Annotated in this window: 16 protein-coding genes and 2 tRNA genes; 10 read left to right on the forward strand and 8 right to left on the reverse strand. The window is 70.8% G+C overall.

The genetic code is table 11. The features are described from left to right. Positions 1–14 precede the first annotated feature (14 nt). The 8 genes from ABZ833_RS27395 to ABZ833_RS27430 all read left to right on the forward strand — a co-directional run bounded on the left by ABZ833_RS27395 (position 15) and on the right by ABZ833_RS27430 (position 8,461). Entirely contained in the window at positions 15–1,205 is a 1,191-nt protein-coding gene (locus ABZ833_RS27395; protein WP_361051491.1) for an acyl-CoA dehydrogenase family protein, read from the forward strand. Next, a complete protein-coding gene (locus ABZ833_RS27400; protein ID WP_361051493.1) occupies positions 1,202–2,119 on the forward strand; it encodes an OB-fold domain-containing protein in 918 nt (305 codons plus the stop codon). The genes ABZ833_RS27395 and ABZ833_RS27400 overlap by 4 nt, the downstream gene beginning before the upstream one ends. Position 2,120: 1 nt before the next feature. Then, positions 2,121–3,374, forward strand: a complete 1,254-nt coding sequence (locus tag ABZ833_RS27405; protein ID WP_361051496.1) for an acyl-CoA dehydrogenase family protein — start codon at positions 2,121–2,123, stop codon at positions 3,372–3,374. Between the two features lie 32 nt (positions 3,375–3,406). Beyond that, positions 3,407–3,814, forward strand: coding sequence for a MaoC family dehydratase (locus ABZ833_RS27410; RefSeq protein WP_361051818.1), 408 nt, complete (start codon positions 3,407–3,409; stop codon positions 3,812–3,814). Next, positions 3,811–4,977 (forward strand): lipid-transfer protein, encoded by a 1,167-nt coding sequence (locus ABZ833_RS27415; RefSeq protein WP_249588980.1) that lies wholly within the window; start codon positions 3,811–3,813, stop codon positions 4,975–4,977. The genes ABZ833_RS27410 and ABZ833_RS27415 overlap by 4 nt, the downstream gene beginning before the upstream one ends. Positions 4,978–5,028: 51 nt before the next feature. Continuing rightward, the gene (locus ABZ833_RS27420; RefSeq protein WP_361051500.1) at positions 5,029–5,943 is read left to right on the forward strand and encodes a DUF1906 domain-containing protein; all 915 of its coding nucleotides are present in this window, start codon (positions 5,029–5,031) and stop codon (positions 5,941–5,943) included. Positions 5,944–6,103: 160 nt separating this feature from the next. Continuing rightward, positions 6,104–6,667: a SigE family RNA polymerase sigma factor gene (locus tag ABZ833_RS27425; protein ID WP_249588982.1), complete on the forward strand. Its 564-nt coding sequence runs from the start codon at positions 6,104–6,106 to the stop codon at positions 6,665–6,667. A gap of 144 nt (positions 6,668–6,811) precedes the next feature. Beyond that, on the forward strand, positions 6,812–8,461 hold the full coding sequence (locus tag ABZ833_RS27430) for a long-chain fatty acid--CoA ligase (protein ID WP_361051504.1): 1,650 nt from the start codon (positions 6,812–6,814) through the stop codon (positions 8,459–8,461). A 72-nt stretch (positions 8,462–8,533) separates the two neighbouring features. Here ABZ833_RS27430 and ABZ833_RS27435 read toward each other — a convergent pair whose 3' ends face one another. Next, on the reverse strand, positions 8,534–12,892 hold the full coding sequence (locus ABZ833_RS27435; RefSeq protein WP_361051507.1) for a PAS domain-containing protein: 4,359 nt from the start codon (positions 12,890–12,892) through the stop codon (positions 8,534–8,536). Positions 12,893–13,138: 246 nt separating this feature from the next. Further along, positions 13,139–13,582, reverse strand: coding sequence for an SSI family serine proteinase inhibitor (locus ABZ833_RS27440; RefSeq protein ID WP_361051821.1), 444 nt, complete (start codon positions 13,580–13,582; stop codon positions 13,139–13,141). 214 nt (positions 13,583–13,796) lie between these two features. Here ABZ833_RS27440 and ABZ833_RS27445 point away from each other — a divergent pair. Together ABZ833_RS27445 and ABZ833_RS27450 are read left to right on the forward strand one after the other, a co-directional pair. After that, positions 13,797–13,887 (forward strand) — tRNA-Ser (locus ABZ833_RS27445). A gap of 191 nt (positions 13,888–14,078) precedes the next feature. After that, a tRNA-Arg gene (locus ABZ833_RS27450) sits at positions 14,079–14,151 on the forward strand. Between the two features lie 91 nt (positions 14,152–14,242). Here the strand turns inward: ABZ833_RS27450 and ABZ833_RS27455 are convergent. The 6 genes from ABZ833_RS27455 to ABZ833_RS27480 form a co-directional block, all read right to left on the reverse strand. After that, entirely contained in the window at positions 14,243–15,526 is a 1,284-nt protein-coding gene (locus tag ABZ833_RS27455) for a tyrosine-type recombinase/integrase (protein WP_361051510.1), read from the reverse strand. After that, positions 15,526–15,708, reverse strand: a complete 183-nt coding sequence (locus tag ABZ833_RS27460; protein ID WP_266741402.1) for a helix-turn-helix domain-containing protein — start codon at positions 15,706–15,708, stop codon at positions 15,526–15,528. The genes ABZ833_RS27455 and ABZ833_RS27460 overlap by 1 nt, the downstream gene beginning before the upstream one ends. Then, complete coding sequence (locus tag ABZ833_RS27465) at positions 15,705–17,168, reverse strand: replication initiator (RefSeq protein WP_361051514.1); 1,464 nt, start codon at positions 17,166–17,168, stop codon at positions 15,705–15,707. Before ABZ833_RS27465 ends, ABZ833_RS27460 begins: the two co-directional genes overlap by 4 nt. A 131-nt stretch (positions 17,169–17,299) precedes the next feature. Then, the gene (locus tag ABZ833_RS27470; RefSeq protein ID WP_361051517.1) at positions 17,300–18,013 is read right to left on the reverse strand and encodes a DUF2637 domain-containing protein; all 714 of its coding nucleotides are present in this window, start codon (positions 18,011–18,013) and stop codon (positions 17,300–17,302) included. Between the two features lie 46 nt (positions 18,014–18,059). After that, positions 18,060–19,640, reverse strand: a complete 1,581-nt coding sequence (locus ABZ833_RS27475) for a cell division protein FtsK (RefSeq protein WP_361051520.1) — start codon at positions 19,638–19,640, stop codon at positions 18,060–18,062. Then, positions 19,561–19,941, reverse strand: a complete 381-nt coding sequence (locus tag ABZ833_RS27480) for a hypothetical protein (protein WP_266741398.1) — start codon at positions 19,939–19,941, stop codon at positions 19,561–19,563. The genes ABZ833_RS27475 and ABZ833_RS27480 overlap by 80 nt, the downstream gene beginning before the upstream one ends. Positions 19,942–19,987: the final 46 nt, after the last annotated feature.

A 19,987-nucleotide genomic window follows, 5' to 3' on the forward strand; every position in this document is an offset into this window, starting at 1 on the left:
GAGAGGCCGCCGCCGTGCACCTCGCCCCCACCGAACGCCAACAGCAGCTGCGTGCCGAACTGCGCGCGTACTTCGCCGATCTGATGCCAGGAGGGCCGCCCGCAGGGGGTGACCTGGAGGGGCAGCGCCGGCTGCTGCGGCGCATCGGGGCCGACGGCATGCTCGGCCTCGGCTGGCCGGTCGAGTACGGCGGGCAGGGGCGCGGCCCCGACGAGCAGTTCGTCTTCTTCGACGAGGCCTACCGCGCGGGCGCGCCCGTTTCGATGGTCACCCTGAACACTGTCGGGCCGACCCTCATGAAGTACGGCACCGAGGAGCAGAAGGCCGCCTTCCTGCCGCGCATCCTCAGCGGTGACCTCGTCTTCGCGATCGGTTACAGCGAGCCGTCGGCGGGGACGGATCTGGCCTCGCTGCGGACGAGGGCGGTGCGCGAGGGCGATGGGCCCGACGGCGCGTGGGTCATCGACGGGCAGAAGATCTTCACGTCGAACGCCCAGAACGCCGACTGGATCTGGCTGGCCTGCCGCACCGACCCCGAGGCCCCCAAGCACCAGGGCATCTCGATCATCCTCGTGCCGACCGACGCGCCCGGTTTCTCGTGGACGCCCATCGAGACGGTGGGCGGCCTGACGACGACGGCGACGTACTACGACCAGATCCGCGTGCCCGCCACGCATCTGGTCGGCGACGAGAACGGCGGCTGGGGGCTCATCACCAACCAGCTCAACCACGAGCGGGTGGCGCTCGCCGCGATCGGCATGCAGGCCGAGGACTTCTACGACGCGGCCCTCGCCTTCGCCCGTACGCCCGATCCGGTGACGGGCGAACGCCGGATTGACGCTCCGTGGGTCCGGTCGAGACTGGCCGAAGCGCAGGCGCGGCTTGCGGCAACGCGCCTGCTCAACTGGCGTTTGGTGGGGGATGTCGGGGCGGGCGCACTGGCGCCGGGAGACGCGAGCGGCGTGAAAGTCATGGGAACCGAATCGGCCGTGGAGGTGTACCGAATATGTCAGGAAGTCACGGGCGAGGCGGGCCTGGTGCGGGCCGGTTCACCCGGGTCCCTGGCGCTCGGCACGGGCGGTGAGGGGGAGTTGGAGCGGATGAACAGAGCGGCACAGATCAATACGTTCGGGGGCGGGGTGAGCGAGGTGCAGCGGGAGATCGTGGCGACGATGCGCCTCGGGATGCGGAGGGGACGGCGGTGACCGATCTTTCGTACGAGACGCTGAAGACGTTCGAGGGGCGCGCGGCCGCCACGTCGGGTGAGGGCAAGGACCCGGTCAACGAGCCGATGATCCGGCACTGGTGCGAGGCCATGGGAGACGCCAACTCGGCCTATGCGGGGGCGGATCCGATCGCGCCGCCGACCATGCTCCAGGCCTGGACGATGGGCGGGCTCTCCGGGCACCAGGGACGCTCGGCCGCCTACGACGAGCTGTTCGCGCTCCTGGACGGCGCGGGGTACACCTCGGTCGTCGCCACGGACTGCGAGCAGGAGTATCTGCGGGCGCTGCGGCCGGGGGACGAGATCACCTTCGACGCGGTCATCGAGTCGGTGTCGGAGCGCAAGACGACCAAGCTGGGCACGGGGCACTTCGTCACGACGCGGATGGACGTCAGAGCGGGCGGCGAGCCTGCGGGGACCCACCGCTTCCGCATCCTCAAGTACGCGCCGGCGGCGCGGAAACCCCAGGGCAAGAGGCCCCGCCCTGTGATCAACCGGGACAACGCCGGGTTCTGGGAAGGCGTGGCCCGGCACCAGCTCCTGATCCAGCGCTGCGGCGGCTGCCGGACTCTGCGCTTCCCCTGGCTGCCGGGCTGCAATGCCTGCGGGTCGCTCGAATGGGACACGGTCGAGGCGAGCGGCGAGGGCACGGTCTATTCGTACGTGGTCATGCACCACCCGCCCTTCCCGGCCTTCGACCCGCCGTACGCCGTCGGGCTCATCGACCTGGCGGAGGGCGTGCGCATGGTCAGCAACGTGGTGGGCGTGCCCAGCGACAAGGTGCGGATCGGGCAGCCGGTGCGGCTTGAATTCCAGTGGGTGGACAAGGAGTTGGAGCTCCCGATGTTCCGGGCCGTCGAAGGCATGGTTGGCACGGCGGGGGGCGGGGTCTGACATGGACTTCACACCCACGGAGGAGCAGACCGCCGCACGGGAGCTCGCCGGAGAGATCTTCGGGGACCTCTCCACACCCGAGCGGCTCGCGGCGGCGGGCACGGGGTCGGATGCCGAGCTGTGGAAGGCCCTGTGCGCGGCGGGGCTGCCGGGCGCGGTGGAGGATGTCGGGCTGCTCGGGCTCGTCCTGCTGCTTGAGGAGCAGGGGCGGGTGACTGCGCAGGTGCCGTTCGCGGCGAGCTGTGTCTTTGGGCTGCTCGCGGTGGCGGCGCATGGCACGGAGGAGCAGCGGACGCGGCTGCTGCCGGGGCTGCGGGTCGGTACGGCGGTGGCGACGGGGGCGTTTCCGGCGCGGGGTGGCGTGGTGGCCTCCGTGGCGGGCGTGCCGGCCGGCGGATCGACCGGGGCGTCTGCCGGGGAGCCGGAGCCGGCCGGGACGCTGACCGGGGTGGTGCCGTGGGTGCCGTGGCTGCGGGACGCCACGGAGGTCCTGGTCGCGGTGCGCGATCCCGCGCCGCGCGGCGGCCACAGCCTGTGGAGGGTGCGGGTGGCCGACGCGGAGACGGAGCCCGTGGAACTGACCGCGCCCTGGGCGGCGGGGCGGCTGGCCCTGGACGGGGTCCCCGGGGAGCGGATCGGAGGGGAAGGGGCGTACGACGACGTGCTTGCGAGCGCGCGAACCGCCTTCGCCGGGCTGCAGGCCGGGGTGTGCGCGGGGTCGTTGGCCCGTGCGGTGGCCCACACGAACGAGCGGGAGCAGTTCGGCAGGCCGCTCGCTTCCAAGCAGGGGGTCCAACTCCGGGCGGCGGACGCCCATATGGACACCGAGGCGATACGGGTCACGGCGTACGAGGCCGCCTGGCGGCGTGACGCCGGACTGCCGTACGGCACGCATGCGCTGACCGCCGCGTGGTGGGCGTCGGAGGCGGGCAAGCGCGTCGTGCACGCGGGCCAGCATCTGCACGGCGGCATGGGGGCCGACCTCGACCACCCCGTGCACCGGCACTTCCTGTGGGGGCGGCAGCTGGACGCGTACCTCGGCTGCGGGAGCGAAGTCCTGGAGGAGATGGGCGACTTGATCGCGGAGAGCGCGGAGAGCGCGGAGAGCGCGGAGAGCGCGGAGAGCGCGGAGAGCGCGGAGGGCACGGCGAGCCCGGCGAGCAAGCACAGCGTCCAGAGCAGGCAGCGCAGCGTCCAGAGCAAGCAGCACAGCGGCCAGGGCAAGCACGACACCGGGCAGGAGGAGACGGCATGACCGGGGGACAGTACGCGGCAGGAGGTGGCGGCGTGAAGGTCGGTGATGAGCTGCCGGAGCTGACCATCCCGGTCACCCGCACACTGATCGTCTCCGGTGCGATCGCGTCGCGGGACTACCAGGACGTGCACCACGACTCGGTGGTCGCCCAGGAGAAGGGCTCCCCCGACATCTTCATGAACATCCTGACGACGAACGGCCTGGTCGGCCGGTTCATCACGGACCACTTCGGCTCCGGGGCGATCCTCCGAAAGGCGGCGATCCGGCTGGGTGCGCCCAACTACCCCGGGGACACGATGGTGTTGAGCGGTTCCGTGGAGAAGGTCGAGGGCGACACGGCCACGGTGAAGGTGGTCGGGGCCAACGGCATCGGCAAGCACGTCACCGGCACGGTCACGGTCACGGTTCCCGGCGGGGCGTCGGCAGGGGGCGCGGCATGAGCGTACGTACACGCGACCTCCTCGGCGGGAAGGCCGCCGTTGTCGGGATCGGGGCCACCGAGTTCTCCAAGGACTCGGGGCGAAGTGAGCTCAGGCTCGCCGTTGAGGCGGTGGGTCTCGCGCTCGAGGACGCCGGGCTCGGTCCCGGGGACGTGGACGGCATGGTCACGTTCACGATGGACACGAACCCGGAGATCACCGTCGCGCAGGCGGCCGGGATCGGGGAGCTCTCGTTCTTCTCGCGCGTTCACTACGGCGGAGGCGCGGCCTGCGCGACCGTCCAGCAGGCGGCGCTCGCCGTGGCGACGGGAGTGGCCGAAGTCGTCGTCTGCTATCGCGCGTTCAATGAGCGCTCGGGGCGCCGGTTCGGTTCGGGCGTGCAGCACCGCGAGCCGTCGGCGGAGGGCGCGGCGCTCGGCTGGGCCCTCCCCTTCGGGCTGCTGACCCCCGCCTCCTGGGTGGCGATGGCGGCCCAGCGCTATCTGCACACCTACGGCCTCACCCCAGACGCCTTCGGCCATGTGGCGGTCACCGACCGGAAGTACGCGGCGACGAACCCGGCGGCCTATTTCCACGGGAAGCCGATCACGCTCGCCGATCACGCGGCCTCGCGCTGGATCGTCGAGCCGCTGCGGCTCCTGGACTGCTGCCAGGAGACCGACGGCGGGCAGGCGATCGTCGTGACGAGCGTGGAGCGGGCCCGGGATCTGCCGAAGCCGGCGGCGGTGATCACGGCGGCGGCCCAGGGCGCGGGCCGGGCGCAGGAGCAGATGACCAGCTTCTACCGCGACGACCTGAGCGGGCTGCCCGAGATGAGCGTGGTGGCACGGCAGTTGTGGCGGAGCTCCGGTCTCGCGCCCGGTGACATCGACGTGGGCATTCTCTACGACCACTTCACGCCGTTCGTGCTGATGCAGCTGGAGGAGTTCGGCTTCTGCGGGCCGGGGGAGGCCGCGGACTTCGTGGCCGAGGAGACGCTGCCGCTGAACACGCACGGAGGGCAGCTCGGGGAGGCGTATCTGCACGGGATGAACGGCATAGCGGAGGCGGTCAGACAGGTGCGCGGCACGTCCGTGAACCAGATACCGGGCGCCGCGCGCACTCTGGTCACCGCGGGCACCGGTGTCCCCACATCGGGGTTGATTCTGGCGGCGGACGGCTGAACGCGTGCGTGTCCCGGCCGGGGCGCGGTCGCAGGGCTCTTCACTCGGCGTATGCGCTGCCGAAAGCTGATGATGGGACTTGTCCTCGCCGTCGCCCTCGCCGCTCTGGCCGTGTGCGTGCCACCGACCGGCGCCGCGAGCAGACCCGAGGCCGAGGGGCGCGGGGCGGAGGGACTCGGGACCGCGGGGCGCGGGGCAGAGGGGCGCGGGGCCGAGGCGGCGGAGCGTGGCGCCGGGTGGGCGCCCGGGGTGTCGACCTTCCGTGGCTGGGCCTTCGACACCTGCCTCGCCCCGTCCATCGGGACGATGCGCCGCTGGAAGGCCTCCGACTACCAAGCGGTGGGCATCTATTACGCGGGCCGCGGCCGTGCGTGCAAGCGCCAGCCGGAGCTGTCCCGCGGATGGATGCGCGCGGTGCGGGGGATGGGGTGGAAGGTGCTGCCGGTGTACGTCGGTTCACAGTCCCCCTGTGTCACCGCCAAGCACAAGAAGGACGTACGCATGGGACGGCACCCCTGGAGGCAGGGGACACGGGAGGGACGTGACGCGGTACGGAAGGCGAAGGCGCTGGGGATGCGGCAGCTCAGCCCGCTCTATCTGGACATGGAGGCCTACACCCACCGGAAGAAGAAGTGCGCCAAGACCACCCTGACCTTCGTGCGGGCCTGGGACCGCGAGGTGCGCAGGCTCGGGTTCGTCCCGGGGTTCTACAGCAGTGCGAGCTCCGGCGTACGGCACATGGAGGCGGCGCGGCGGGCCGGGGTGCGGGATCTGCCGGCGGTGATGTGGTTCGCGCGCTGGCACGTGCGGCCGCACCTGTATCGCGAGCCCGCGCTGCGGAGGAACGCGTGGCACCCTGAGCGGCGGATCCACCAGTACGCGGGGAACGTGAAGGAGCGGCACGGCGGGCGCACGCTCAAGATCGACCGGAACCTCATGCACGCGCCGGTGGCCCGCATCCGCTAGGCCGAAGGCGCGCCCTCTCAGGGATGAACCCTCAGGGGTCTGCTCCGCCTCCTCCACCTTCAGGAGGTGGGGCTACCACCCCGCGTACAACCTGAGGCGGACACCGCTTAGGGACCTGCGGCCGATCCGCTGAAGTAGGGGGCGCTTCTAGCGTGGAGCCATGACCGTATCCATGGTGCCCATGTGCACCAGCGCATCGAAGGCCGCGACGCGGACAGCGAGTCCTTCGGCGTATCCGTCGTTCGCGTCGTACGTACGGGCACGTCAGCCCGTGTTGTTGCGCACCGCGCGCTCGCTGACCGCGAATCCGAGCGATGCCGAGGATCTGCTGCAGACCGCACTCACCAAGACCTATGTCGCGTGGGACCGGATCGAGGACCACCGGGCGCTTGACGGCTATGTCCGCCGGGCCCTGCTGAACACCCGGACCTCGCAGTGGCGCAAGCGCAAGGTCGACGAGTTCGCGTGTGACGAGCTTCCCGAGCCCGAGGTGACGCCGGTCGCGGATCCGGCGGAGCAGCAGGTGCTCAGGGACGCGATGTGGCGCGCGATCATGAAGCTGCCCGCGCGGCAGCGGGCAATGGTCGTCCTGCGGTACTACGAGGATCTCAGCGAGGCCCAGACGGCCGAGGTGCTCGGAGTGTCCATCGGCACCGTCAAGAGCGCGGTCTCGCGTGCGCTCGGCAAGCTGCGCGAGGACCCGGAACTCACACCGGTCCGGTGATCGCCGCAGTTCCGCGGGACCTTTCTTCTCCCGCACTAGTGACATACCGTGCGGTATGCGGCAAGAATCTGGCGAGCCCTACTGCCAGGTAGGTCATCCGGGAGCCGCCCTGGATGAATGCCGTGCGCCCACCGGGAGGACGCCGTGCTGAGCACGATGCAGGACGTACCACTGACCGTCACCCGCATCCTCCGGCACGGGACAACCGTGCACGGGTCGTCGCAGGTCACCACATGGACCGGCGAGGCCGCTCCGCAGCGCCGCAGCTTCCGTGAGATCGGTGAACGCTCCGCCCAGCTGGCGCACGCGCTGCGCGAGGACCTCGGGGTCGACGGCGACGAGCGCGTGGCCACGTTCATGTGGAACAACGCCGAGCACGTCGAGGCCTACTTCGCGGTCCCCTGTATGGGCGCCGTCCTGCACACCCTCAATCTCCGGCTGCCCGCCGACCAGTTGACCTGGATCGTGAACCACGCGGCCGACCGCGTCATCATCGTCAACGGCTCCCTCATCCCGCTCCTCGCGCCCCTCCTTCCGCAGCTGCCGACCGTCGAGCACCTGGTGGTCTCGGGCCCCGGCGACCGTTCGCCGCTGGCCGGGATCCAGGCGCAGGTGCACGAGTACGAGGACCTGCTCGCCGCCAAGCCCACGACGTACGACTGGCCCGAGCTGGACGAGCGCACGGCCGCCGCCATGTGCTACACCTCCGGCACCACCGGCGACCCCAAGGGCGTCGTCTACTCCCACCGCTCCATCTACCTGCACTCCATGCAGGTCAACATGAGCGAGTCCATGGGCCTGACGGACGCCGACACCACGCTCGTCGTCGTCCCGCAGTTCCACGTCAACGCCTGGGGCCTGCCGCACGCGACCCTGATGGCCGGCGTGAACATGCTGATGCCGGACCGCTTCCTCCAGCCCGCCCCCCTCGCCGAGATGATCGAGACGGAGCGGCCCACGCACGCGGCCGCCGTCCCCACCATCTGGCAGGGCCTGCTCGCCGAACTCACCGCGAAGCCGCGCGACGTCAGCTCGCTCGGCCAGGTCACCATCGGCGGCTCGGCCTGCCCGCCCTCGCTGATGGAGGCCTTCGACAAGCTGGGCATGCGCGTCTGCCACGCCTGGGGCATGACCGAGACCTCCCCGCTCGGCACGGTCGCCCGCCCGCCGGCCAAGTCCATCGGCACGGACGAGGAGTTCGGCTACCGCCTCACCCAGGGCCGCTTCCCGACCGGAGTCGAGGCCCGCCTGGTCGGCCCCGGCGGCGAGCACCTGTCGTGGGACGGCGAGGCGGCAGGCGAGTTGGAGGTGCGCGGGCCGTGGATCGCGGGCGCGTACTACGGCGGCGCGGGCGGCGAGGCCCTCAAGCCCGAGGACAAGTTCAGCGCGGACGGCTGGCTGAAGACCGGCGACGTCGGCGTCATCACCCCCGACGGCTTCCTCACCCTCACCGACCGTGCGAAGGACGTCATCAAGTCGGGCGGCGAATGGATCTCCAGCGTCGAGCTGGAGAACGCGATCATGGCCCACCCGGATGTCGCGGAGGCGGCGGTCGTCGCCGTCCCCGACGAGAAGTGGGGCGAACGCCCGCTCGCCACGGTCGTGTTGAAGGAGGGCGCGAGCCTCGAATACGCCGCCCTGCGTGACTTCCTCGCGGGCACCATCGCCAAGTGGCAGCTGCCCGAGCGCTGGGCGATCGTGCCCGCCGTGCCCAAGACGAGCGTCGGCAAGTTCGACAAGAAGGTGCTGCGCAGGCAGTACGCGGAGGGGGAGCTGGACGTCACGAAGCTCTGACGCGAGGCCTGACAGCGGGTGATACGCCGTTCCCCCCGGCTGGGGGGGCGGCGTATCACCGTACTCCGAGGCCTAGTTCGTGCCGATCTTCGCCAGCAGATCCACGATCCGGCCCTGCACCTCGGTGCTCGTCGACCGCTCCGCGAGGAACAGCACCGTCTCCCCCGCCGCGAGCCGCGGCAGCTCCGTCTGGTCGACGGCGGCGGTGTAGACGACGAGCGGGGTGCGGTTCAACTGGCCGTTCGCGCGCAGCCAGTCGATGATCCCGGCCCTGCGGCGACGTACCTGCATCAGGTCCATCACCACCAGGTTCGGCCGCATCTGCGCCGCGAGCGTCACCGCGTCCGCGTCGCTCTCGGCCCGCGCCACCTGCATGCCACGCCGTTCCAGCGTCGCGGTCAGGGCGAGCGCGATCTCCTCGTGCTCCTCGATGAGCAGGACACGGGGCGGGTGCTGCTCGCTGTCGCGGGGTGCGAGGGCCTTCAGGAGTACGGCGGGGTCTGCGCCGTACGCAGCCTCGCGCGTCGCCTGGCCGAGTCCCGCCGTGACCAGCACGGGTACCTCGGCGGCCACGGCGGCCGTGCGCAGCGACTGCAGGGCCGTACGCGTGATCGGTCCGGTCAGCGGGTCCACGAACAGGGCCGCGGGGAACGCCGCGATCTGGGCGTCGACCTCTTCGCGGGAGTTCACGATCACGGGACGGTAGCCGCGGTCGCTCAGCGCCTGCTGCGTGGTGACGTCGGGCGCGGGCCAGACGAGGAGGCGGCGCGGGTTGTCCAGCGGCTCGGGCGGCAGCTCGTCGTCCATGGGCTGTGGCTGGGGCCGGTTGGCGACCTCGACGGCACCGCCGGGACCGTCCAACGGCTCCGGACCCTCGTCGGCGTCCTCGTCCGGTGCGCCTATGGCGTACGAGCGGCCGGTGCCCTCCGTGGAGGACCCGATACGGGACTGCGGCTGGGCCTGCGCCTGGGGGTGCGGGCGGGCGGCGGCCTCGGGGCGCTCTTCGGCTGCGGGGTCAGGCCGGGTGGAGAGCCTGCGACGACGCCCGGAGCCGCCGACGGAGCCCCCGAGGGAGCCGCCGCCTCCGAGGGTGCCAGGGCCTTGGGCCGGGGCCGCGGGCTGCGCCGGGGCCTGCTCGGGCAGCGGGCCCGCGCCCGCGGTGGGCTGCGGGGCCTGGGCCTTGGCCGGTGCCTGCGGCGGCGCCGAAGCCTGCTGGGGCGGCTGCGGGGGCTGCTGAGCCGGAGGCGTCTGCGGGGGCAGCGGAGGCTGCGGCGCCTGCGGGATCTGCGGATTCTGCGCTGCTGCCGCCGCCGGTGCCGTTGCCGGTGCCTGGCCCTGCTGCAGCCCGAGGCGGCGCTGCTGCTGCTCGGCGATCTGCTGGCCGAAGGGCACGCCCTGCCCGAGCGTACGCACGCTGATCGCGCGCCCCTGCGTCGAGTTGGGGTCGCCGGGCGCGGCCTCGGCGGGCAGCGGCTGCGCGGCCCGCGCCTGCGTCCCGCGCTCGGGCGGGAGCGCGACGCCCCTGCCGGGTGTGTGGACGCCCCGCGCGGGGGTGCCTGTGCCTTCGCCGTACGTGGTGGCCTGCGAGGGAACGCCGGCGGGCGGGGTCCCTTGCGCGTCCCCCGCGGGACCGGCGGCAGCCGCGGGCGCACCAGGACCTGCCGGAGCTGCCGGAGCTGCCGGAGCTGCCGGAGCTTCCGGAGCTTCCGGCGCGGGACGGGACCGGCGGCGGCCCGTCGGCGCCTCCGCCGGGTGAGGCTGCGGCGGGGTGTGGTCGTCGGCCGGATGGTCCGGATGGTGCAGGGCCGCTTCGTGCTGACCCGTGTCGTCCTGGTCCGCCGAAGCGGGCGGCAGTGCGAAGACGCGCCCGCTGGGAGCCTCCTCGGCAGCGGCCCGCTCCTTGGCGGCGGCAAGCGCACGGCGGCGTCGCCCTGTCGGCCGTGGCGAGGCCTCGCCCGCGTCACCGGCGGAAGCAGCCGAACCGGCGACAGCCACAGCCGTCCCCGCCCCGGAGCCGCTCGCCCCGGAGCCACCGCCCGAAGGCAGCGCGGGCGGCAACGCCAACTGCTCGTCACTGCCGCGCCGCGCCCGCTGCCCGGAAGCCGCGGGAGCCACGCCCCCGGCGGGAACCGGCACGCCCTGCGGCGGCACCGTCTGCCCGAGAGCCGCCGACCCGGCGGCGTGCTCGGCAGCGGTCACCACGGAGCCCACGGAACCGGCAGAACCGGCAGCACCAGCGGAGCTCTCCGCGGCGCTGGGCCGACCGCGCCGCCGCCCCGTACCCCCAGAAGTCTGCGACCCCTGCGAACCCTCGCCCGTCGCGGGCGCCTCCGGAGCAACCGGCACCTCGGCCGAACCCGAACCCGAACCCGAACCCGAGCCCGAAGCGGAGCCCGAAGCCGCGGCCTCAGCAACAGCCTGCGCCTCCGCCGCTTCAGCGGCCTCCGCCGCACGCCGCCCCCGACGCCGCCCGGTCCCGCTGGGCGAGGCCCCGCCTCCCGAGGTGGCACCCTCGGCATCCGAGCTCTCCAGGAACGAGTCCACCGAAGGACCGGCAGCCCGCCGGGCCCGTCGCCGTCCGCCACCCGTGGAGGGCGAAGCCTGCGAGGGCACAACAACCGAAGAGCCGACGGAGGAGGCCCCCGGCGCCTCAGAGGCAAGAGCAGGAGCAGAGGCGGAGTCAGAGGCGGAGGCAGGAGCAGAGGCAACAGCCCCGCCCCCCGCACCGATCGGCACCTCAAGAACGTACGCATTGCCGCTCATCCCCGGCACCTCATGCGTCTGCAGCACGCCGCCGTGCGCCCGCACGATGCCCCGGACGATCGGCTCGTGCACCGGGTCTCCCCCGGTGTACGGCCCCCGCACCTCGATGCGGACGACCTCGCCGCGCTGAGCGGCGGCCACGACGACGGTCGAGTCCACGTACCCACCGGGGGCCACGGCCGAAGGAGCCACTCCGGCGCGCGCGTTGCCCGTGGCGTCGATCCCCGCCACGTCGGCGACCAGGTGTGCGAGCGCCGTGGCGAGCCGCCCCGGATCCACCTCGACCTCGATCGGCGGCGCGTGCACCGCGAACTGCGCGCGGCCGGGCCCGATCAGCTCGATCGCGCCCTCCACGCCGCTCGCGACGACGGCGTCGAGCATGACCTTCACGCAGGACAGCTCGTCCGCACCGGAGTCGAGCAGCTGGAAGCCGAGGACGTTGTCGACAAGCGTGGTGATCCGTGCGTACCCGGCCGAAAGGTGATGAAGAACCTGATTCGCCTCGGGCCACAACTGCCCGGCGTCATCGGCGGCGAGGGCCGAAAGCTCACGCCGCAGCTCGTCGAGCGGGCCCCGCAGGGACGATCCGAGCACGGCGAGCAGCTGCTCATGCCGCGCGGCAAGAGCGTCGTACCGCGCCTTCTCGCGCTCGGTCAGTTCCTCGAACCGGTCCTTCTCGCGCTCGGCGAGTGCCGCGTACCGCTCCTGCTCGGCGGCGATCTCCTCCGCGCGCTGCTCGGCCGCTGCGGCCAGTTCCGCCGCGTGCCGCTCGGTGGCGGCCCGCAGTTCTTCCGTGCGCCGCTCGGTGGCGGCCTGCATCTCCTCGGCGTGCTGCGCGATCGCGGCCTCGTGCTCCTCGGCCAGCGCGTCGTAGGGCCGCCGGTCGGTGAACGTCATGACCGCGCCGACGAGCTGGTCCCCGTCCCGCACCGGCGCCGTCGTCAGGTCGACCGCGACCCGGTCGCCGCTCTTGGACCACAGGACCTGTCCGCGCACCCGGTGCTTGCGCCCGGAGCGCAGCGTGTCCGCGAGCGGGGACTCCTCGTAGGGGAAGGGCTCGCCGTCGGCGCGCGAGTGGAGCACCAAGTGGTGCAGCTCCTGCCCGCCCAGGTCGCTGGCGCGGAAGCCCAGTATCTGGGCGGCGGCCGGATTGACGAGGACGACCCGTCCGTCGGTGTCCGTACCGACGACACCTTCGGCGGCGGCGCGCAGGATCATCTCGGTCTGCCGCTGGGAGCGCGCCAGTTCGGCCTCGGTGTCCACGGCGCCCGAAAGGTCGCGTACGACGAGCATGAGCAACTCGTCGCCGGTGTAGCCGTAATTGTCGTACGCGTCCCGGATGTCCTCGAGGTTCGAGCTGGTGACCTCGACGGGGAACTCGCTGCCGTCCGTGCGACGCGCGATCATCCGCGTCGGCTTCGTACGCCCGCGCTCGTCGATGGATTCGGGCCTGCGCATCGATCCGGGAATGAGCCGGGAGTCGAACTCCGGCAACAGATCGAGGAGGCCACGGCCCACGAGGGCGGTGCCCGGCGTCTCGAACGCCTCGAGCGCGATCGCGTTCGCGTTCACGACGGTCCCGTTGGCGTTCACGAGGACCAGCGCGTCCGGGAGCGCGTCGAGTATGGCTGCGAGGCGAGCAGCGCCTCGGGATGGCCTGCTGCTCACGACGACGCTTCCTCCCTGGTTACTGCTGCTTGCCGACTCGCCCAGGCCATCTTGCCCCGCGGCCCGCGGCGTGTCACGGGAGGGAGTCTACGGGGAGTGGTTGTGCGAGCGACGCCGGATGAGAGGGAGGTCGCACGCAGAAGATGTGAGGCTTCCGTACCGCCTGGTCACGACGGGGTGGCGGCCGGACGGATTCTCCCGTGGCCGGAACCGGACTTGGCCGTGGCCGAAAGGGTTCGTCCGGTGCTAGGCGCCGGCCTCGGGCAGCACCGGGACGAGCTTGTCCCACCGGGAGATCTCGCATCCGTTGCTGCGGTCGTACGTCGCGTCGACGGGCCGCCCGTTCCAGGTGCCCGTGATGTGCGCGGTGGCGGGACCGCCGTACTGCATGGTGCAGACCGAGTCGGCCGGCGTGGGCGCGAAGGTGTCCTTGCCCCAGGTGCCCTGGTCGAGCTTCGAGCACGCCTCCTCCGCCCGCGGGTGCGTGCCGCCCGACGGGTGACACTCCAGCTCGAACGTCCCGTCCTGTCCGTGCCCGGAGTCGGTCACCTTCACCGTGAGCCGGTCGGGGGTCGACTCGGTCAACGGCGTAGACAGGTGCAGGGGCCCCATGTCGGCGTGGGCGACGACGGGCGCGGCGGACAGCGCGGCGACGGACGCGGCGGCGGTGAGGACGAGGCGGCGCAGCATGACGGGGCTCCACTGGGTGCGGGATACCGGGTACGCGAACACGTACGGGCTCTACCGCGTCTAACGCCGTTGACGCCGCGACGTTGCGGGCGGGGAAAGACACTTTGCTCTGCGGGCCGCCCGACTAGTACCTTGGAAGCCGCGATTGGTGACACGCCGCCCGGCTGTGTCATCATCTGCACGCACCCCTCGCGTTCGCGCAGGTGTGCAAGCTGGAGGCGTCGCCTAGTCCGGTCTATGGCGCCGCACTGCTAATGCGGTTTGGGACTTAAATCCCATCGAGGGTTCAAATCCCTCCGCCTCCGCTGCAAGATCCCGAAGCCCCGGTCCCCTGGACCGGGGCTTCGGCGTTTCGCTGCCGAGAGGCGCGTTTCCGCAGGTCGCAAGCGGTGTGGTCAATGGATTTCACATGGCGGCGGCGGTCATGTAATGTTCTTCCTGTCGCCGCGAACGGGCCGAAAGGTCGGGGAGCGAAGGCAAACAAAAGAAAAATCAAGCACTCGTAGCTTAACGGATAGAGCATCTGACTACGGATCAGAAGGTTGCAGGTTCGAATCCTGCCGAGTGCACAGCAGTCCAGAGGCCCCGTGGAGGAATCCACGGGGCCTCTGGCGTATGTCCTGACGGCAGTGTTTGACGGCAACCGCTGCCGGGAGCGAATCAGACGGTCACCGGGACACCGGCCGCACCGTCGTCATCGTCCGGATCGTTGCCGTCACCCCTCAGAGCGTCCCCGACGCGATCAAAAGCGGATCGCTGGGAGTCGAGCCGGACGAAGGTGTAGATGTCCATGGTCACGCGGATCGAGCTGTGGCCCAGGACCTCCATGATCATTCGAGCGTCGGCGCCTTGTTCGTGGAGCAGAGACGCGCAGGTGTGCCGCAGGTCGTGGAAGCGGACCTTGCGGACTCCGGCACGGACGCACAGCACCTCGAAGGACCGGTTGAGGTTGCGCGGCTCGATGGGGGTGCCGTTCTTGGTGGTGAAGACGAGGCCATGGCCCGTCCCCTTCCAGTTGCTGTCTGCGGCCTTCTTGTCAGCGATCTGCTGGGCCCGCTGGGCGCGGAGCGCCGTCACGCACTCAGACGGCAGAGCCACGCGACGAGCCGAGCGCTGGGTCTTCGGCGCGACGATCAGCAGCTCACCGCCGACCCGCTGAAGAGCCTGCCGGACCGTAAGGACACCTTCGTGAAGGTCCACGTCCGACCAGCGCAGCCCGAGCAGCTCCCCACGACGTAGGCCGATCCGGACCGCCAGCTCGTAAGCGGCCCACAGCCGGTTCTCGCGGGCCGCCGCCAAGAGCAGGCCCCCTTCCTTGGCCGTGAGCGGTTCGATCTCGCGCTTCGTTCCCATGCTCAGCTCCACGTTCCGGGCCACGTTGCGCGGCAGCTCGTCTTCACGCACGGCGTGCTGGAGAGCGGCACGCAGGATCACCAGCAGGAAGCGCACGGTCCGATCAGACGGGAGCTTCGTGCAGCACTTGCCGAGGGCGCAGCAACGCCGCTTGTGCTCCGGCCGCTTCTTGTCCTTGCCCTGCGCGCAGCACTGGCACGTGGCGGCCGTCTTCACCAGGAACGCCCGGATGTCGCGGGCGGTGAGCCGGACGAGCTTCTTCCTGCCGAACTCCGGAGTGACGTAGTTGCGGACGAGGGATTCGTAGTTGACGTAGGTCGTCCGCCGGACCTTGCCCCTGGCGACGTTCAGCAGCCAGTACCCCAGGTACTCGGCCACCGTCATCTTGCTGGTGGCCACCGGCATGCCGTTGAGGGAGTCGGCCTTGAGCCTGGTCAGCTTCTCGTGTGCTTCGTCCCAGGTCTTGCCGTAGACGCTGCGCCGCTTGTACGTGCCGTCCGTCGTGAGTACGTACGCGCTGCCCTCCCACCGCCCGTCTTTGCGCTGGTAGATGGTGCCCTCGTTGTTGGCGTTCTTCTTCGGCTTGGCCATCAGGCGGCTTCCTGTTCGGTGCGAAGGGATACGTACGCGTCCACCGCGGCCTCGCTGATGCGTCGGCAACGGCCGATCTTGAAAGAGGCGAGTTCTCGGGAGCGGATCAGGTCGTGGACCTTCCAGCGACTGATGCCGAGGCGCGCGGCGACCTGGTCCACGGTGAGCACGGCCGTTGTCATGCGGGCACCAGTCCTTCGTGCTTGATGCGTTGGGCGTGGTTCACGTCGTGGCGGACCTGGGCGGCGAGGAGCTCTTCGCCGGATCGGTAGCCACTGCTGAGGTAGGTCCACGAGGAGGTGGTGACGAGGGTGGTGTTTTCGTCGTCGATGGGAAGGCCAGCGCGAGCCCGGGCGGCTTCGGCTTGGGCAGTACGCCAGGCCCGGCGGACGTCGCGGAGGGCGCCGAGGGTGGTGGAGTAGGCGCGGGACTTGCTGGAGAAGTGGCCGCGGAAGCCGAGCATGTGAGCCCACTTCCAGAGCTTGAGGTGGGCGAACTCCGGGAGGTGGCCCAGCGCCCAAGCTGTGCGGATCATCTGCCGGGCGTGCTGCTGGACGGGCAGGCTGCTGAGGGGTTCGGCTTGGCCGGTGCCGTCGCAGTCCTCGCACAGGTCGCGGAACCCATCGGGGCCGCGTACGTAGCCGCGTCCCGAGCAGGGGCGGCATACGAGGGTGCGGTCCACGGTGCCCGCGCCTTCAGCGTTTTTCGTGGCGTACTTGGCGACGTATCCGGCGACCTTGGCATCGGTGAGTTCGCCATCGCCCAGGGTGGAGATCTCGTCCACCTTGAAGCGGCCACCCCACTTGATGACGCGTTCGCCTACCGCGTCCGACTCGACGAGGAGACTGGCCCGCTCGACCGCCAGGCCGACAGCCGCGTGAAGGGCGTCAAAGGTGGCCCAGGCCGGGGGCGAGGTGGTGTGACCGTCGGGACCGTCGAAGCGGACGACCGCATGGAAGTGGACCAGGCCGCGTTGCTGGTACTCGGCAACCTTGGCGAAGGAGACGCGCAGGGCAGCGTTCAGTGCCTTCTGTGTCATGCCGAGGTGCTCGGCGAGGGCACGCCGAAGGTAGGTGGTGAAGCGTGCCCAGAGCCCCCCGGCGTGGGCGTTCCACAGCACGGCGCCGGTGTAGTCGTAGCTTGCTGGGCGAAGTGGTGTGCCGAGTTCGGGAGCGTTCTGCGGGTGGCGTGCGCCGCACGCGCAAGGGCGGGGCTTGCCCGCGTTGGTCGTAGGGCGGTTGTGGACGGGGCCGAAGGATGGGGCGGTGAGGGTGACGAAGGCGCGGGGGTGGTCGCGGACGGTTTCGGCGACGTTCTTGCCGCCGGACAGTCCGGTCTTGATGAGGTGGTACGTGTCGGCGGCGTACACCCGGGAGCACGCAGGGCAGCGGGAGGAGCGGCGGTTGCCGCAGGCGGTCAGCAGCCGTCCGGAGGGCTCGTCCTCGGAGCGGTACGAGCGGACCACTTGCTTGGTGGCCGGGTCGGTGGTGGCCGTCCAACCGTGCAGGTTCACGGGGTGGGTGCAGCCGCGCAGGTCGCGGACCTGTTCGGCGACGCGGTCGAAGTTGCTGCCGTTCGCGAGGGCGAGAAGGTCGCTGACGGCGGGGCTGATCACGTGGTGCAGGCCGATTTCGCGGGCCATGACGTGCAGGTTTCCCTTCTGATGGGGCGGGGCCTCCGGGCAGCAGAGGGGCTTTGTTGCCGCCCGGAGGCATGACGAACCGGGCCCGGTAGGGCAGGGGTGGGGAGCTGGGCCGAGGCGCCGGCCGAAGGTCAGGCCGTCAGGGCGGCGTGAGCGGCCTTGGCCAGGGGAAGGCCGACGCCGAGCCGGGCCTTTAGCTGGGATGCAGTGATGGGCTGGCCGTGGGCGGCGGTGTGTTCAGCGGCGATCTCGCGTGCGGCTTCCAGGAGGCCCGGGGGCACCGGAGCGCCGGGGGCCGGGGCGGAGGCGGGCTGCGGCGTGGGAGTCACCGCGGGGGCTGCGGGCTCGACAGCTGCGGCGGGCGCGAGCGGTGCCGGTTGGTCTGGGACCAGAGCCGTGCCGGTCAGCGGTGCCGGGGATTCGGTCGGCGCATCGGCGGGGGTACTGACCGCGTGGAAGTGGCGCAGGAGGGCGGGGCCGACCACGCCCCAGCCGAGGAGGAGTAGCGGAGCTACGGCGTCCACGCAGGCGCGGCCGTAGTGCCCGGCGATGATGGGTTCGGCCACGTTCAGGGCGAGGGTGAAGAAGCCGGAGATGTGCATGAGGCGGGTCGCCGCCGTGAGTTCACTGGCTGGTACTCCGCGCAGAGACAGGTACCGCAGGGCCACCAGGAGGCCGACCACGGACAGGTCCACCATCGGGGCGATGAGCGGCGCGACCGAGCCGGGGACGCCGAGGCGCAGGGCGAGGCTCCATACGTTGCCGAAGGAGAACACGAAGGCCAGCAGGGCGATGACAGCCATGACCACGGTCACCGTCCGTTGCGTGATCCGGTCTTCCGACATGAGGGTTCACCTTCTTTCGAGGGCGTAAGGACAGGGGGGAGGGCCGTCAGGCTGCTTCGGACAGAGCCTTGGCCAGGTCCACGGGGTCTTGACCGGTGAGGCGTTCGAGGAGCTGCCCGGGGTCACGGGTGAGGTGAGCTGTCTCGGCAGCTATGCGGGCGGCGTGCTCGTCGGCCACGAACGGAGTGCGGATGCGGACGAAGCCCGGGCGACCGTGGGCGTTCATGACCGCCACTCCCACGTAGGCAGCGTCTTGGAGCGTGACCGGGTTGGCTTCGGGCCACTGACGGATGTCGTCTCCGAGGGCGGCAACGGCGGCGTCGGCAGTCTTCTGGGCGAAGGACAGGCCGACCGGGCACACGTCCCTGATGAAGGTGGGGATGGCGTCGCCGGTGGTCTTCTGCGTGATGATCAGCGTCAGGAAGCCGAGGGCCCGCCCCTTCTTGGTGAGGTCCTCCACCAGGCGAGCGTTCTCGGCAGCCAGGGCGGCCAGCCGCTTTGTCTGCGCGTCAGAGCCCTTGTGATCGCGGAAGTACGTGTGAGCTTCATCGATGATGGTCACGATCAGCGGCCACTCTTCCGTGGGCCCGACGTGCCAGAAGTTCTTGACGCCCCGGATCTGCTTCTGGCAGGCCGAGCGGGCACGGCGAAGCTCGACCAGGCGCTTCAGCTCTTTGTTCGCCGCCTCCAGGTCGTCACCGACGAAGGCGAACAGCCGCTCTACAAGGTCGGCGTAATCCCCCTCATAGGCATGCGACACCTTGCCGTCGAACACGTTGAACTGCACGGCCGGTGACGGGGCCCAGTCACAGATCAGACGGTTGACCGCAGACGTCTTTCCGAAGCCGGGCAGGCCCGCCATCGTGATGCCGGGAACTTCCGACAGCGGCACGCTGACGGGCATGCCGAACTCGTCCACCCCCAGATCCCACAGGGCGACCTTCTCCGGCGGGTGTCCTGAAGGCGTGTGCGTGGTCGAGGTGATGAGCGGGTCGACTCGCACCCCACGGATGAGGACCTGACCCGGCTTGTCCGGCAGGACCGAAACCCGGGTCATGCGCCACGCGTCGGCCAGGTACGGGGCTGCTTTCTGGAATTCCTTCAGACCCACTTGCGGCAGGCAACTCGCCCGCACGATGACTCCGAACTCATCCGGGACGACCTTGAGAGTCGGTACCAGGACGCGAGGCTTGACGACCTTGTCGCCGCTGGCGAGGGAGGCCACGGCAGTTGGCATCTTGTCGGTGACGGACAGGTTGACCATCGGCGCCAACCGCTTCCAGCCCCACCGGATGCGCACGGCCAGACGGATGCTGCGGCGCTTCATGGGCGTCGCCCGCAGGTAGCGGATCACCCACACCACCGCCCAGAGGGTGATCGCTATGAGGCCCAGCCAGACAGTGCCACTGACCCAGCTGAAGGCTTCGTTGATTCCGGTCATCACTTCGTCCTTCTGTCTATGAGTTGGCCGCCAGGGCGGCAGCGTCCTGTCCCGCAGAGGAGAGAAGGCAAGCGCCGCCGCCCTGGGATGTCGCAGGGTGCGGGACTTACGCCGCCGCAGACTCAGCGGCGTCCTGCGGGACCGCCGGGCCAGCGACCAGTTCCAGGGACGCGCACCGGAAGGCAACGCCCTCCTGGAGGGAGTCGTTGAAAATCCGGGCCCACGGAATCGCGAACAGCTCGACCGGCTTCACGAAGCGACCGGGGTGAAGACCGTTCGGCAGGCCACCTGCCGGAACGGTGATCTTCATTGCCTCGGCTCGGTCGTCCTCCATCAGGAAGAGCGTCACGACAAACATCGGCTGGCCGGTCTCCCGATCGACGGCGCGCACGCCGTTCTCCTGGTCCTTCCACTTCGGCACCGGAGGAGTGCCGACCATGAAGTTCGTGGAGTCGAGCAGACCGACGCGGATGAAGGTCATAGCCATGACAGATAGAGCCCTTCGGTTGGTTCTGCGGTCCGGGTCCGGCCGC

The organism is Streptomyces sp. NPDC047525 (assembly GCF_040643025.1).
Classification (GTDB): Bacteria; Actinomycetota; Actinomycetes; order Streptomycetales; family Streptomycetaceae; genus Streptomyces; species Streptomyces durmitorensis.

Bases quoted from the DNA above. Each gene is read 5' to 3' on its own strand.
- ABZ833_RS27405 (WP_361051496.1), top strand. From the start codon at position 2,121: ATGGACTTCACACCCACGGAGGAGCAGACCGCCGCACGGGAGCTCGCC.
- ABZ833_RS27415 (WP_249588980.1), top strand. From the start codon at position 3,811: ATGAGCGTACGTACACGCGACCTCCTCGGCGGGAAGGCCGCCGTTGTC.
- ABZ833_RS27420 (WP_361051500.1), top strand. From the start codon at position 5,029: ATGCGCTGCCGAAAGCTGATGATGGGACTTGTCCTCGCCGTCGCCCTC.
- ABZ833_RS27425 (WP_249588982.1), top strand. From the start codon at position 6,104: ATGACCGTATCCATGGTGCCCATGTGCACCAGCGCATCGAAGGCCGCG.
- ABZ833_RS27440 (WP_361051821.1), bottom strand. From the start codon at position 13,582: ATGCTGCGCCGCCTCGTCCTCACCGCCGCCGCGTCCGTCGCCGCGCTG.
- ABZ833_RS27455 (WP_361051510.1), bottom strand. From the start codon at position 15,526: ATGGCCAAGCCGAAGAAGAACGCCAACAACGAGGGCACCATCTACCAG.
- ABZ833_RS27460 (WP_266741402.1), bottom strand. From the start codon at position 15,708: ATGACAACGGCCGTGCTCACCGTGGACCAGGTCGCCGCGCGCCTCGGC.
- ABZ833_RS27465 (WP_361051514.1), bottom strand. From the start codon at position 17,168: ATGGCCCGCGAAATCGGCCTGCACCACGTGATCAGCCCCGCCGTCAGC.
- ABZ833_RS27470 (WP_361051517.1), bottom strand. From the start codon at position 18,013: ATGTCGGAAGACCGGATCACGCAACGGACGGTGACCGTGGTCATGGCT.
- ABZ833_RS27480 (WP_266741398.1), bottom strand. From the start codon at position 19,941: ATGGCTATGACCTTCATCCGCGTCGGTCTGCTCGACTCCACGAACTTC.